Raw genomic sequence first — 13769 nt, 5'->3', positions numbered from 1 at the left:
GCGTGTCATCGCAAAGCGGCGGGTCATGTCCGCCCTTCGGTCGTAGCGGCGCAGCGCTTGCTTTGGGCGCGGGTCTACGTGGTCTTACCCCCTGCGACCTCCCGCCGCTACCCTGTCCGGCCCAGGGAGGCCTCGATGATCGGAAAGCCGGGCAAAGCCAGCACCCGCCGCAACACCGCCTACGTCTGCGGCGAATGCGGCTCGGAGCATTCCAAGTGGCAGGGCCAGTGCACGGACTGCGGGCAGTGGAACACGCTGAGCGAGATCGTCCTCGAGGCCGCGCCGGAACGCGCGGCCACGCCGAGCATCGCCTCGACGCGCCGCAGCGGCTGGGCGGGCAAGGTCGACACGCCGTCGATCACCGCGCTCAAGGACGTCACCCACTCCGAGGAATCGCGCGAGACGACCGGCATCGGCGAGTTCGACCGGGTGCTCGGCGGCGGCCTGGTGCACGGCTCGGTCGTGCTGGTCGGCGGCGACCCGGGCATCGGCAAGTCGACGCTGCTGCTGCAGTCCACGGCGCTCATGGCCGCGCGCATGCCGGGGCTGTACGTCACCGGCGAGGAATCGCTGTCACAGGTCGCGGGGCGCGCCTCGCGGCTCGGGCTACCGCTCGAGGGCGTGCATGCGCTGGCCGAAACCTGCATCGAGCGCATCCTCGAGCAGGCTGCGCCGATGGGTCCGCGCCTGATCGTGGCCGACTCGATCCAGACACTGTGGACCGAGACGCTCAGTGCCGCGCCGGGCTCGGTGAGCCAAGTGCGCGAGAGCGCGGCGCGGCTGGTGCGCTACGCCAAGGAGACCGGGACCGCCGTGTTCCTCGTCGGCCATGTGACGAAGGAAGGTGGCATCGCGGGCCCGCGCGTGCTCGAGCACATGGTCGATGCGGTGCTCTATTTCGAAGGCGAGTCCGGCAGCCGCTTCCGCGTGCTGCGCGCCTTCAAGAACCGCTTCGGCGCGGTCAACGAGCTCGGCGTCTTCGCGATGGGCGACAAGGGCCTGCGCGAGGTCCCGAACCCGTCGGCGATCTTCCTGTCCGGCAGCCGCGAACCGCAGCCCGGCAGCTGCGTGATGGTCACCCGCGAAGGCACGCGGCCGCTGATGGTCGAGGTGCAGGCCCTCGTCGACGCATCGCCGCTGTCGAACCCGCGCCGTGTCGCGGTCGGCATGGAAGGCAATCGCCTCGCGATGCTGCTCGCCGTGCTGCACCGGCACGGCGGCGTCTCGGTCGGCGACCAGGACGTCTTCGTCAACGTGGTCGGCGGCATCCGTGTGCAGGAGACGGCGGTCGACCTGCCGCTGCTGCTGGCGGTGCTGTCGTCGCTCCGCGACCGGCCGCTCGCGGACCAGACGGTCGCCTTCGGCGAGGTCGGCCTGTCGGGGGAGATCCGTCCGGTGCCGAACGGCGAGGAGCGCCTGAAGGAGGCGGCCCACCACGGCTTCAAGCGCGCGATCGTGCCGAAGGGCAATGCGCCGAAGGGCGGGCGCATTCAGGGGCTGGAGGTGATCGCGGTGGAACGGCTGGCCGAGGCGCTGGAGTACGCCTGAGGCGTCGCGGCGGCGCGCCGTTAGCGCGGCGTGGGATCCCACGACTGCGATCGTCCGGGCAGCGCACGTGCGGGCGCGACCCGCAGGCGACTCAGCGCTTGAACACCAGCTCGATCGCGAACTTGCTGCCGAAGTAGGCGAGCACGAGCAGCGTCATCGCCACGAGGGTCCAGCGCACCGCCGTCGAACCGCGCCATCCGTGGCGGCGGCGTCCGTAGAGCAGCGCGCCGAAGACGATCCACGACAGCAGGCTCAGCACCGTCTTGTGCACGAGGTGCTGCTCGAGCAGGTCCTGCACGAACAGCAACCCGGTCAGCAGGGCGGCCGTGAGCAGAGCGAAGCCGACGGTGATGGTGCGGAACAGGAGCGCTTCGAGCTGCACCAGCGGGGGCAGTGCGCGCGTCCACCCGTGGAACTCACGGCGGCGGAGCGTGCGTTCCTGCAGCGCCAGCACCACGGCGAGCAGGGCGGCGAGCGCGAGCGTCGCATAGGCGAGCAGGGCGAGTGCGGCATGCAGTTTGAGGCGCCAGTCGAGTTCGGGCGCGGCGACCGGCCCCCGCATCCCGTACGCGACGAGCAGGCCGCCGGCGACGGGCAGCGCGAACATGCCGAGGGCCGACATCCGCTCGCGCCCCGCCACGGCGGTGGTGAGCGTGGCCATGCCCAGCCCGACCAGCGACAGCGCGGAGAAGAAGTGCAGGTCCGGACCGCCGACCGCGCGCCACGTCGAGAGATGCGCGGCCGCGTGCAACAGGAGTGCACCCGCGGCCGGCCACCGCCACTGGCCGCCGGGGTGCGCCGGGTTCTCGCGCAGCGCCGCGGCGAGCAGGCCGGCCGCGACCACGTAGAGCGCGGCGGAGATGAGAACGAGTGTCATCACCGCAGTGTCGCATAGGCTGCACGGCCGTCGCACGGGCCCGGGCCGGTATACTTCGCGGCCCTGTTTTTCGCGGTCCTCGCGCCATGTTCGAGTCCCTCTCCCAGCGCCTTTCCGGCACCATCGAGCGCCTGCGCGGCCGCGGCCGGCTGACCGAGGAGAACATCCGCGAGTCGCTGCGCGAGGTCCGCATCGCGCTGCTCGAGGCCGATGTCGCGCTGCCGGTGGTGCAGGCCCTGATCGAGCGCATCAAGGTGCGCGCGGTCGGCCAGGAGGTGCTCAAGTCGCTGACGCCGGGCCAGGCGCTGATCAAGGTCGTGCGCGACGAGATGACCGCGGTCATGGGCGCGCAGGCCATCGACCTGAACCTCAACGTGCCGGCCCCGGCGGTGATCCTGATGGCCGGCCTGCAGGGCGCGGGCAAGACGACCACGGTCGGCAAGCTCGCCAAGCACCTGAAGGAACGCCGCAAGAAGAAGGTGATGGTGGTTTCGGCCGACGTCTACCGTCCGGCCGCGATCGAGCAGCTGCGCCAGCTCGCGCAGCAGATCGACGTGATCTTCTTCCCGTCGGATGCCTCGCAGAAGCCCGAGGCGATCGTCCGCGCCGCCATCGACGATGCGCGCCGCTCGTACGTTGACGTGCTGATCGTCGACACCGCCGGCCGCCTCGCGATCGACGAGGCGATGATGGCGGAGATCAAGGTCCTGCACGGCGCGGTGTCGCCGACGGAGACCCTGTTCGTCGTCGACTCGATGACCGGCCAGGACGCGGCCGTCACGGCCAAGGCCTTTGCCGAGGCTCTGCCGCTGACCGGTGTCGTGCTGACCAAGACCGACGGTGATGCGCGCGGTGGTGCTGCGCTCTCGGTGCGTTACATCACCGGCAAGCCGATCAAGTTCATCGGCACAAGCGAGAAGCCCGACGGGCTCGACGTCTTTCACCCGGACCGCATCGCCAGCCGCATCCTCGACATGGGCGACGTGCTGTCGCTCGTCGAGCAGGTCGAGCAGCAGGTCGACAAGGACAAGGCGGCCAAGCTCGCCGAGAAGGTCGTCAAGGGCAAGAAGTTCGACCTCAACGACATGAAGGACCAGCTCGAGCAGATGCAGAACATGGGCGGCCTGAGCGGGCTCATGGACAAGCTGCCGGGCATCGGGAAGCTGCCGGACGAAGTCAAGAACCAGGTCACCGGCAAGGAAGTGCCGCGGATGATCGCCATCATCAATTCGATGACGAAAAAGGAGCGCCGCAACCCCGCGCTGCTCAACGGCTCGCGCCGTGCCCGCATCGCCAAGGGCGCGGGCCTGGCGCCGAGCGACGTCAACAAGCTGATGAAGCAGTACCAGCAGATGGAAAAGATGATGTCCAAGCTGGCCGGCGGCGGCATGAAGGGGCTCATGCGCGGGATGAAGGGGATGATGGGCGGCCGCGGCGGGATGCCGTTCCGCTGAGTTGCGCGGGCTGCGCGCGGGAACCGGCAGGCGTCGCATGCAGCCGCGGCAGACTTCCGGTCATTGATGGGCCGGACGCGGCCAAGCCCGGCCCTACGGCAGGGTCATCCGCCCCGCCGGGTTCCCGGGGAGAGAAAATCCCGTTAAAATCGCCGGCTTACCCTGCCATTCCGGCAGCTGGGCAACACCGAGAAGACCATGGTCAAGATCCGCCTTACGCGTGGCGGCGCCAAGAAGCGCCCCTTCTACCACATCATCGTCACCGACAGCCGCAGCGCCCGCGACGGCCGCAACATCGAGCGCGTCGGCTTCTACAACCCGGTGGCTGCGGGTAACGAGAAGCGCGTCGAACTCAACGTCGAGCGCGTGCAGCACTGGATCGGCAATGGCGCGCAGATGACCGACAAGGTCGCCGACCTGTACAAGCAGGCGCAGAAGGCGCAGGCCGCGGCCTGATGGCCTCGCCCGTGCAAGGCGCGGGCGGTGGCGATTCCAGCGAAAACCCGGGGCGCCGCATCCTCGTAGGCAGGGTGGTCGGCGCCTTTGGCGTTCGTGGGGAAGTGAAACTCGAGAGCTGGACCGAGCCCCGCTCGGCCATCTTCGGCTACCGGCCCTGGATCCTCCGCGACGCGCGCGGCAACGAGCGCGAGCTGATGGGCGTGCGCGGACGGCAGGTCGGGAAGGGCCTGTCGGCCGAGATCCCGGGGGTGGAGGACCGCGACGCCGCCGAGGCGATGCGCGGGACCGAGGTCTGGGTGCCGCGGTCGGCGCTGCCGAAGCCCGCCGAGGGCGAGTTCTACTGGATCGACCTCGAGGGCCTCGCGGTCGTGAACGTCGACGGCCGCCCGATGGGGCGCGTCTCCCACCTGTTCGCCACCGGGGCGAACGACGTCCTTGTGGCGCGCGAGGGTGACCGCGAGTGGATGATCCCCTTCGTCCGGCCCCAGTACGTCACCGATATCGATTTGGTCGCCGGCCGCATCACGGTCGACTGGGATCCCGACTTCTAAGGATCGGCCAGTCGCCTGCGCCCCGGCCCCGCGCTGGCGTGCCCGCGCGTCGCCGCGCGGACGGCGCGGGCGGCCCTCCGTCCACCGCATCCGCGCCAGAGGCCACATCACCCATGCGCATCGACGTCGTCAGCCTGTTCCCCGAGTTCGTCGCGCAGTGCGCGGGCTTCGGCGTGGTCGGCCGTGCCATCGAGCGCCGGCTGCTGGCGGTCGGGGGCGTGAACCCGCGCGACTTCGCGGAGGGCAACTACCGCCGGGTGGACGATCGCCCGTTCGGGGGCGGCCCCGGGATGGTCATGCTGATCGATCCGCTTCGGCGTGCGATCGAAGCGGCACGCGCCGCGGGCGAGGGCCCGGCGCGGGTCGTCTACATGAGCCCGCAGGGGCGTCGGCTGGACCAGGCGGCCGTTCGCCGGCTGGCCGCGGAGCCGCGCCTGATCCTGCTTTGCGGGCGCTACGAGGGGGTCGACGAGCGCCTGATCCGCGCGGAGGTCGACGAGGAGCTGTCGATCGGCGACTACGTGCTGTCCGGTGGCGAGCTGGCCGCCGCGGTGGTCATCGACGCGATCGCGCGGCTGCAGGACGGCGCCCTGAACGACGCCGAGTCCGCCGCACAGGACAGCTTCGAGGACGGGCTGCTCGACTGCCCGCACTACACCCGCCCGGTCGAGCATGCACTCGGGACGGTGCCGGACGTGCTGCTCTCGGGCGACCACGCCCGCATTGCCCGCTGGCGGCGGATGCAGTCGCTCGGACGGACCGAGGACCGGCGGCCGGACCTTTTGGCGGGGCGTGTTCTGTCCAAGCAGGATGCCCGGCTGCTCGAGGCTTACCGGCAGGAGACGGCGCTGGCGGGAGGCCTCGCGGGTGGGGCGGCCGGAGGCGCTGACCCCCATGAGGCCCCCTCTGGGAATCCAGCTGCCGTCACGGAACCCGGCGGCGACTCGGCGCGACCGCCTAACTCCTAGCCCCGCAAGGGAATTTCCCGTTACAATGCGCGGCTTCCTTGCTCCACCGATGCCGGCACGCGGGTCCACGCGCACTCGCGGCTCTACAACGACACCTACAGGCCAACACCCATGAACAAGCCGTCGCTCAATACGCTGCTCCAGAACTTCGAAGCCGAGCAGATCACCCGCAAGCTTCCCGACTTCAACCAGGGCGACACCGTCGTCGTGAACGTGAAGGTCAAGGAAGGCAATCGCGAGCGCGTCCAGGCCTACGAGGGCGTGGTCATCGGCACCAAGAACGCCGGCCTGAACTCGTCGTTCACTGTGCGCAAGATCTCGCACGGCTTCGGCGTCGAGCGCGTCTTCCAGACGCACTCCGCCACGATCGATTCGGTTGAAGTGAAGCGTCGCGGCAAGGTCCGCGCGGGCAAGCTGTACTACCTGCGTGGCCTCGAGGGCAAGAAGGCACGCATCAAGGAAGATCTGGCGGCGTACGCGAAGGCGAAGGCTGCAGCCGCCGCTGCTGCCGCGGCCGAGTAATCCGCCGCGTGGTACCGCCGACGGCCGCCTTCGGGCGGCCGTTTGCATTTGGGACGTAACGCCATAGTGGATGGATGGCGTATCGGGCGCAGCGCGAACTGAATGCATGCCATGACGATGCATAAGCCTCCAATTGCTGCCCACACGCCCCGGCCGGCGTAACCGTTGCGGGTCTCGTCGATGAGGTTGTACGGCTACGGACGAAACGGCCGAGGCGGCAAACACTTTGGTCGCGGCTCCACGGCTCGCGCACGGTGTGTAGCGGCCTTAGAGCGGCACCGGTAGTTCTCTCCAGTCGCGCTTGCATCGCAACCGAGGCGCGACGCCATCGAGGGAATCTGCGACGGCCGGTCGTGCAGTGCCTTTGCGGGGCGTCGGCCACCGCCGCGTACGCAACGTAGGGCCGCTTCGAACGCCTCCCGCGAACCTCGGTCCGCGGTGCATCACGCGTTGTGACTACGCTTCAGTCGATGTTGCCGCTGCGCGTGTAAATACCGAATGTGGCCTCGAATGGGCGACGCTCCGACCCTCGCCAACGGCGTTGGACCTCCAGTCGCGATCGTGACGTTCCTGCTTCCGGACCTACCGAATGACCGATGAGCTCGGCTCCGTCCGCCTCGACCAATGGCTCTGGGCGGCACGCTTCTTCAGGACGCGCTCGCTTGCGCGGCAGGCGATCGAGACCGGCAAGGTCGACGTCGGCGGTCAGCGGCCGAAGCCGTCCCGCAGCGTCAGAATCGGCGACGTGCTCGACGTCGTGCGTGGCGAGGAGCGCTTCGAGGTCGCCGTGCTGGCACTGAGCGTCGAGAGGGGCCCCGCACCCGTCGCACAGGCGCTCTATGCCGAGAGCGAGGCGTCGAAGACGCGTCGCGAGGCTGCACGCGCGGAGCGACAGGCGATGCGTGACGGCTTCCGCGCGCCGGAGCAGCGCCCCGACAAGCGGGCGAGGCGCCTCATCCGCGCGCTGGGTGACCTCGACGCGTTGTAGCGATCACAGCCGCGAGCGCGGGCTGCGCATCTCCGGCGTCACCGTGCCGAGCTGCGGCTGGCCGGTGAAGTCGGCGAGGTCGACGTCGCCGTCGGCATCACGGTCGAGCATCGACAGCAGGCCACTGCCGAAGCCTTCGCGCTGCGTCATCGCGCGCTCTTCGTCCTCGAGCGCGACGGCGAGGCCTTCGGGGCTCGCCTGGGGCGTGCCGGCGCCGTCGGTGTCGCGAGGCGTAAACACGCGCCGCGCGAGGTAGGCCATCACTACGGGCGCGAGGACGCGCATCAGCATCTGCGCCCGCTCCTGACCGATCCCGGCGACCGCGCCGACCGTCTCGGCCGCGACCGGCTCGCGCCCGCCGAGCACATGACGCAGGATCCCCGCGCCCTGGGTGCCGCCGGCGAGGGCCGTGCCGAGTACGTTGCCCGGATCGGCGCCGCGATGGTCGACGTCGAGCGCCTCGTAGAGCGCGGACGCGCCGCCCGGAGTCCGCGCGTTGCGGTTGAGCGCCCCGAGGAGCAGGGGCAGTGCGGTCTGCGTCGCGGCATAGGCATCGTCGGGACCGAGGCCGAGGCGCTCGCCGAGCTGCCGCAGCGGCGCACCGCGGAGCTGGTCGAGGAGGTCGTCGATCAGGGGCGCGTTCATGGCGTTCTCCGGGAGTCGCCCCGATCCTAGCCGTCGCCCATCGACGCCCCGTGAGGGCTCAGCCGGATACCTGGCCGAGGTGCAGGCGCACGTTCTCGACCTCGACGCCGACGGCGCTCACCGCCTCCCGCAGCGTGTCGGGCGCGGCGCCCAGCTCGCGCGACCAGTAGGCGAGCTCCGCCTCGTCGTTGACGTTGACGCGTTGCGTGTCGTTGGGAATGCGATGGCCGGACATGTCATCTCCTCGTTGCCGGCGATTCCAGCACCCGGGTCGTCAACGGCGGATGCCGATCGCGCCCGGATCGAGGTGTCGATTACCGCAATTGATCTTCGATCCTGCGCACGGCTTCGACGCGGGGCGTAGTGGCGTCGCGATGCCGTCTGCCGTGGCCGGCCGGATTCCGGCGATCAGGCCAATGACTTGAGCCGGTACAGCGCCTCGAGTGCCTGGCGTGGCGTGAGTTCGTCGGGCTCGATGCCCGCGAGTGCGTCCAATGCGGCGGAGGTCGCAGGGAACAGGCCGAACTGCTGCGGAGCGTCGAGCGTCGCGGGCGTGAGCGGGGCGCGCGCATCGGCAGGGCGCTGCGCCTCGAGCTCGCCCAGTCGCGCACGTGCCTGCTGGACGACGCTCCGCGGCAGGCCGGCGAGCGCCGCCACCTGCAGGCCGAAGCTGCGGTCGGCGGGGCCGTCCTTGACCGCATGCATGAAGACCAGCCGGTCGCCGTGCTCGACCGCGTCGAGATGCACGTTGGCGATGCCGCTACCCGGGTCGGCGAGCCGCGTGAGCTCGAAGTAGTGCGTCGCGAACAGCGTGTAGGCGCGGTTGACCTGCGCGAGGTGCCGGGCGCACGCCTCCGCCAGCGCGAGGCCGTCGTAGGTCGACGTGCCGCGGCCGATCTCGTCCATCAGCACGAGCGAGCGATCGGTGGCGTGGTGGAGGATGTAGCTCGTTTCCGCCATCTCGACCATGAAGGTCGACTGGCCGCGCGCGAGGTCGTCGCCGGCGCCGATACGCGTGAGGATGCGGTCGATCGGCCCGATCACCGCCGTCGACGCCGGAACGAAACTGCCGATGTGCGCAAGCAGCACGATCAGCGCGTTCTGCCGCATGTAGGTCGACTTGCCGCCCATGTTCGGGCCGGTGATGACGAGCATGCGGCGCCCCGTATGGTCGGGCGCGCAGTCGAGGATGAGGTCGTTCGGCTCGAACGGTGTATCGCGCACCGCCTCGACGACGGGATGGCGGCCACGCTCGATCCGGATGCCGGGATGCTCGGCGAGTTCCGGGCGTGCCCAGTCGAGGGCCTGCGCCCGCTCCGCGAAGGCGGCGAGCACGTCGATCTCCGCGAGCGCGGCTGCGCAGTGCTTGAGCGGTTCCAGCCGGGCGTTGAGCGCGTCGAGCAGCTGTTCGTAGAGCAGTCGCTCGCGCGACAGTGCGCGCTCGCGTGCCGACAGCACCTTGTCCTCGAACTGCTTGAGCTCGTCGGTGATGTAGCGCTCGGCGCCCGTCAGCGTCTGCCGGCGCGCGTAATGCGCCGGCGCACGCGCGGACTGCCCCTTGCTGATCTCGATGAAGTAGCCGTGCACGCGGTTGTAGCCGACCTTGAGCGTCGCGATGCCGGTGGCCTCGCGCTCGCGCGCCTCGAGATCGATCAGGAACTGGTCGGCATGCGTCGAGAGCCGCCGCAGCTCGTCGAGCTCGTGGTCGTAGCCGTCCGCGAAAACGCCGCCGTCGCGCGCGAGCACGGGCGGCTGCTCGACGATCGCCTCGGCGAGATGCGCCGCGGTGGCGTCGTGCTCGCCGAGCGCGTCACGAAGCGCCTGCAGGCGCGGAGCATCGAGCGGTGCCAGCCGGCTCCGCAGCGCGGGAAGACGGGCGAGGGTGTCACGCAGCGTGGAGAGGTCGCGCGGTCGCGCACTGCGCAACGCGATACGCGCGAGGATGCGCTCGACATCGCCGACGGCACGCAGGTCGTCGCGCAGGTCCTCGTCGGCGCGGGCATCGAGGAGCGTTGCCACGGCCTGGTGCCGGTGGCGCAGGACGCCGCGATCGCGCAGCGGGCGGTGCAGCCAGCGGCGCAGCAGGCGGCCGCCCATCGGCGTGACGGTCGAATCGAGCACGCCGAGGAGGGTGTGGCGGTGGTCGCCGTCGATGCGTGCATCGAGTTCAAGGTGCCGGCGCGTGGCCGCATTCATGGCGATCGCGCCGTCGCCCGACTCGAGTGCGATCGACGTCAGGTGGGGCAACCGCTGCTTCTGGGTCTCCTCGACATAGCCGAGCAGCGCCGCCGCCGACGCGACCGCGAGCGGGCGGTCGTCGATGCCGAAGGCCGTCAGGTCGTGGACGTCGAAGAAGCGCAGCAGCTGGCGGCGACCGCTGTCGACGTCGAACAGCCAGGGGGCGCGCCGGCGCAGGCCCACGCGGCTTGCGAGGCAGGCGGGCAGGGGATCCTCGTCGGGGCAGAGCACCTCCGCCGGGTCCAGGCGCGCAACCTCGGCTTCGAGGGCGTCCTCGCTGGCGACCTCGTTGCAGAGGAAGCGGCCCGCCGCGAGGTCGGCCCAGGCCAGGCCGTAGCCGCCGCGCCCGCGCGCGATGGCGAGCAGCAGCGTGTCGCGGCGCTGGTCGAGCAGGGCTTCGTCGGTGACGGTACCCGGCGTCACCAGGCGGACGACCTTGCGCTCGACGATGCCCTTCGTCGTCGCCGGGTCGCCGATCTGCTCGCAGATGGCGACGGACTCGCCGAGGGCGACCAGCCGGGCGAGATAGCTCTCGGCGGCATGATGCGGCACGCCCGCCATCGGGATCGGCTGTCCCGCGGAGTTCCCGCGCTGGGTCAGGGTGATGTCGAGGAGCTTCGCGGCCTTGCGGGCGTCGTCGTAGAACAGCTCGTAGAAGTCGCCCATCCGGAAGAACAGCAGCACGTCGGGATGCTCCGCCTTGCAGGCGAAGAACTGGCGCATGAGCGGGGTGTGCGCGTCGGCGCTGGCGGCGCTCGGGTTCGGACTCACGAGGGCGATCGGGCTCGGCGGTGCGGCCACCGGGCCGCGGAGTATGCCAGCGGCAGGGCGCCCACGGCCGGCGTCTATAGTGCGCGCATGGACCTGCCCACCGACGCCCAGCTCACGACGATGGCCCACCGCCTGGCCGACGCCGCGCGCGCGCACCACCTCTCGGTCGTGACGGCCGAGAGCTGCACCGGCGGCTGGATCGCCAAGGTACTGACCGACCTTCCGGGCTCGTCGGGCTGGTTCGACTGCGGCATGGTGGTCTACAGCTACGAGGCCAAGCAGGGGCTGCTGGGCGTGAACCCGCACACGCTCGAAGAGCACGGGGCGGTGAGCCGCGAGACGGTGGTCGAGATGGTTTCCGGTGCATTGGTGCATTCGGCGGCCAGCCTGGCCGTCGCCGTGACGGGAATCGCCGGGCCAGGCGGCGGCACCGTCGAGAAGCCGGTCGGCACGGTCTGGATCGCCTGGAAGCGCCGCGGCGGCTATCCGCATGCGGCCGTCCATCATTTCGAGGGTGACCGCGAGGCGGTCCGGCGCCAGACTGTGGCCGCGGCGCTCGAGGGGCTTCTGGCGCACGCCGTCTGACGGACGGTCTTCCGCGCGGGGTGGTGGGTTAGTAGCATTGCTACTAATGAACCTTACCGACACCCAGCAGGCGATCCTCGAAATGATCGCCGAGCGCATCGAGGCCGACGGCGTACCGCCGTCGCAGACGGAGATCGCCCAGGTCTTCGGTTTCAGCAGCGTTCGGGCGGCGCAGTACCACCTGCAGGCCCTGGAGCAGGCCGGCGCGATCCGGCGTGTGCCCGGGCAGGCCCGCGGCATCCGACTGGTCGCCAACCCCGCCCGCCCGGCAGCGAATGCCGGCGACATGCTCCACCTGCCGGTCCTCGGCCAGGTCGCGGCCGGCCTGCCGATCGGGGCGGACATCGGCTCCGACGACATGGTCCTTCTCGACAAGAACCTGTTCGCGCCGGCCCCCGATTACCTGCTCCGCGTGAAGGGAGACTCGATGCGCGACGAGGGCATCTTCGACGGCGACCTGATCGGCGTGCATCGCACGAACGAGGCGCGCTCGGGGCAGATCGTCGTTGCGCGCATCGATGACGCGATCACCGTCAAGCTGCTGAAGATCGCGAAGGACCGCATCCGCCTCCTCCCGCGCAATCCCGACTTCGAGCCGATCGAGGTCACGCCCGATCACGAGTTCGCGATCGAGGGCCTGTACTGCGGGCTCGTGCGGCCCAATCGCTGACGCTCCGCGCGGGGCTTTCCGACGGTTGTTTCCCGTCGCTTCCGATGCCGCGAACGCGCCGCTCAGGCCACAGTTCAGCCACGGATGCCATCGTCTCAGTGCATGCGATGCCCCGTCATTAAAGTCTCCGCTCACAACGAACCAACAGGAAGAACCGACGATGGATGAGAACAAGAAGCGAGCGCTCTCGGCGGCCCTTGGCCAGATCGAGAAGCAGTTCGGCAAGGGCTCGGTCATGCGCATGGGTGACCGTGCGGTCGAGGCCGTGGAGATCGTCGGCACCGGTTCGCTGATGCTCGACATCGCACTCGGTATCGGCGGCCTGCCGCGTGGCCGCGTGGTCGAGATCTACGGTCCCGAGTCGTCGGGCAAGACCACGCTGACGCTGCAGGCGATCGCCGAGTGCCAGAAGAAGGGCGGCACCGCGGCCTTCATCGACGCCGAGCACGCGCTCGACCCGATCTACGCCGCCAAGCTGGGCGTCAACGTCGAGGACCTGCTGCTCTCGCAGCCGGACACCGGCGAGCAGGCGCTCGAGATCGCCGACATGCTGGTGCGCTCGAACGCGGTCGACATGGTCGTCATCGACTCGGTCGCCGCGCTCACGCCGAAGGCCGAGATCGAGGGCGAGATGGGTGACCAGCTCCCGGGCCTGCAGGCCCGCCTGATGTCGCAGGCCCTGCGCAAGCTCACCGGCAACATCAAGCGCAGCAACACGCTGGTCATCTTCATCAACCAGCTGCGCATGAAGATCGGCATCATGATGCCGGGCCAGAGCCCCGAGACCACCACCGGCGGCAACGCGCTCAAGTTCTATGCATCGGTGCGCCTCGACATCCGTCGCATCGGCTCGATCAAGAAGGGCGACGAGATCATTGGCAACCAGACCCGCATCAAGGTCGTCAAGAACAAGCTGGCGCCCCCGTTCAAGCAGGTCGTCACCGAGATCCTGTACGGCGAAGGCATCTCCCGCGAGGGCGAGCTGATCGATATGGGCGTGGATGCCAAGCTCGTCGAGAAGTCGGGCGCCTGGTACAGCTGCGACGGTGAGCGTATCGGGCAGGGCAAGGAGAACGCCCGCCAGTTCCTCAAGGAGAACCCGGCGATGGCGGCCAAGCTCGAGGCGGCCCTGCGCGAGAAGTTCGTCCCGCAGGAGATCAGCCCGGCGGAAGCCGAAACCGAGGCGTGATGGGCACCGATGGCTGGAGACCGCTCCAGGCGTGATCGTGGACCGGCCCCGGGCGATGAGCCCGGGGCCGCGTCGTTTGCATCCGGCGGCGGGCCGCGGCAGCGGGCGCATGCGGGGTCGAGCGCCGGCCCCGAGCCGACCGGCATCGTGCGACTGGCGGACCTGGTTAGCCCGGGCAGCGCGCGCCTGCCTCCGCCGGCGGCACCGAGCGGCGGCTCGACGTCGTCGGCCGATGTCGCCAGTCGTTCGACTCGCGATCAGCGGGGCGCGACGCGGCCGCACGAGGCAAGGGCAGACGCGCCCG

Annotated in this window: 13 protein-coding genes and 1 pseudogene; 10 read left to right on the top strand and 4 right to left on the bottom strand. The window is 70.0% G+C overall.

What is annotated here, in order from left to right:
- The first annotated feature begins 135 nt into the window (after positions 1-135).
- Positions 136-1548: a DNA repair protein RadA gene (gene radA, locus ACYVJJ_RS12605; protein WP_460834047.1), complete on the top strand. Its 1413-nt coding sequence runs from the start codon at positions 136-138 to the stop codon at positions 1546-1548.
- Positions 1549-1639: 91 nt separating this feature from the next.
- Here radA and ACYVJJ_RS12600 read toward each other — a convergent pair whose 3' ends face one another.
- Positions 1640-2425: a cytochrome C assembly family protein gene (locus tag ACYVJJ_RS12600; protein WP_460834045.1), complete on the bottom strand. Its 786-nt coding sequence runs from the start codon at positions 2423-2425 to the stop codon at positions 1640-1642.
- Positions 2426-2511: 86 nt separating this feature from the next.
- On the opposite strand from ACYVJJ_RS12600, the gene ffh reads away from it, so the two are divergent.
- From ffh to ACYVJJ_RS12570, 6 genes and pseudogenes are all read left to right on the top strand, one after another.
- The gene (gene ffh, locus ACYVJJ_RS12595; RefSeq protein ID WP_460834044.1) at positions 2512-3879 is read left to right on the top strand and encodes a signal recognition particle protein; all 1368 of its coding nucleotides are present in this window, start codon (positions 2512-2514) and stop codon (positions 3877-3879) included.
- Positions 3880-4077: 198 nt separating this feature from the next.
- Complete coding sequence (rpsP, locus tag ACYVJJ_RS12590; RefSeq protein ID WP_460834042.1) at positions 4078-4335, top strand: 30S ribosomal protein S16; 258 nt, start codon at positions 4078-4080, stop codon at positions 4333-4335.
- On the top strand, positions 4335-4889 hold the full coding sequence (rimM, locus tag ACYVJJ_RS12585) for a ribosome maturation factor RimM (protein WP_460834040.1): 555 nt from the start codon (positions 4335-4337) through the stop codon (positions 4887-4889). The genes rpsP and rimM overlap by 1 nt, the downstream gene beginning before the upstream one ends.
- A 113-nt stretch (positions 4890-5002) precedes the next feature.
- A pseudogene (gene trmD / locus ACYVJJ_RS12580) lies at positions 5003-5737 on the top strand (tRNA (guanosine(37)-N1)-methyltransferase TrmD); the annotation flags it as partial.
- Positions 5738-5968: 231 nt separating this feature from the next.
- A complete protein-coding gene (rplS, locus tag ACYVJJ_RS12575) occupies positions 5969-6379 on the top strand; it encodes a 50S ribosomal protein L19 (RefSeq protein ID WP_460834038.1) in 411 nt (136 codons plus the stop codon).
- A gap of 589 nt (positions 6380-6968) precedes the next feature.
- The gene (locus ACYVJJ_RS12570) at positions 6969-7367 is read left to right on the top strand and encodes an RNA-binding S4 domain-containing protein (protein WP_460834036.1); all 399 of its coding nucleotides are present in this window, start codon (positions 6969-6971) and stop codon (positions 7365-7367) included.
- A gap of 3 nt (positions 7368-7370) precedes the next feature.
- Here ACYVJJ_RS12570 and ACYVJJ_RS12565 read toward each other — a convergent pair whose 3' ends face one another.
- The 3 genes from ACYVJJ_RS12565 to mutS form a co-directional block, all read right to left on the bottom strand.
- Complete coding sequence (locus ACYVJJ_RS12565; protein ID WP_460834034.1) at positions 7371-8012, bottom strand: DUF937 domain-containing protein; 642 nt, start codon at positions 8010-8012, stop codon at positions 7371-7373.
- 58 nt (positions 8013-8070) lie between these two features.
- Complete coding sequence (locus tag ACYVJJ_RS12560) at positions 8071-8247, bottom strand: DUF3606 domain-containing protein (RefSeq protein WP_460834033.1); 177 nt, start codon at positions 8245-8247, stop codon at positions 8071-8073.
- 173 nt (positions 8248-8420) lie between these two features.
- Positions 8421-10973 (bottom strand): DNA mismatch repair protein MutS, encoded by a 2553-nt coding sequence (gene mutS / locus ACYVJJ_RS12555; RefSeq protein WP_460834684.1) that lies wholly within the window; start codon positions 10971-10973, stop codon positions 8421-8423.
- Positions 10974-11108: 135 nt separating this feature from the next.
- Here mutS and ACYVJJ_RS12550 point away from each other — a divergent pair, with 135 nt between their 5' ends.
- From ACYVJJ_RS12550 to recA, 3 genes are all read left to right on the top strand, one after another.
- Complete coding sequence (locus ACYVJJ_RS12550; RefSeq protein WP_460834031.1) at positions 11109-11606, top strand: CinA family protein; 498 nt, start codon at positions 11109-11111, stop codon at positions 11604-11606.
- A gap of 46 nt (positions 11607-11652) precedes the next feature.
- A complete protein-coding gene (gene lexA, locus ACYVJJ_RS12545; protein WP_460834029.1) occupies positions 11653-12276 on the top strand; it encodes a transcriptional repressor LexA in 624 nt (207 codons plus the stop codon).
- 160 nt (positions 12277-12436) lie between these two features.
- On the top strand, positions 12437-13465 hold the full coding sequence (gene recA, locus ACYVJJ_RS12540; RefSeq protein WP_460834027.1) for a recombinase RecA: 1029 nt from the start codon (positions 12437-12439) through the stop codon (positions 13463-13465).
- The last annotated feature ends 304 nt before the right edge of the window (positions 13466-13769 follow it).

This window comes from Lysobacter humi (ex Lee et al. 2017), assembly GCF_054781815.1.
This window is presented reverse-complemented; position numbering and strand designations above follow the sequence as displayed.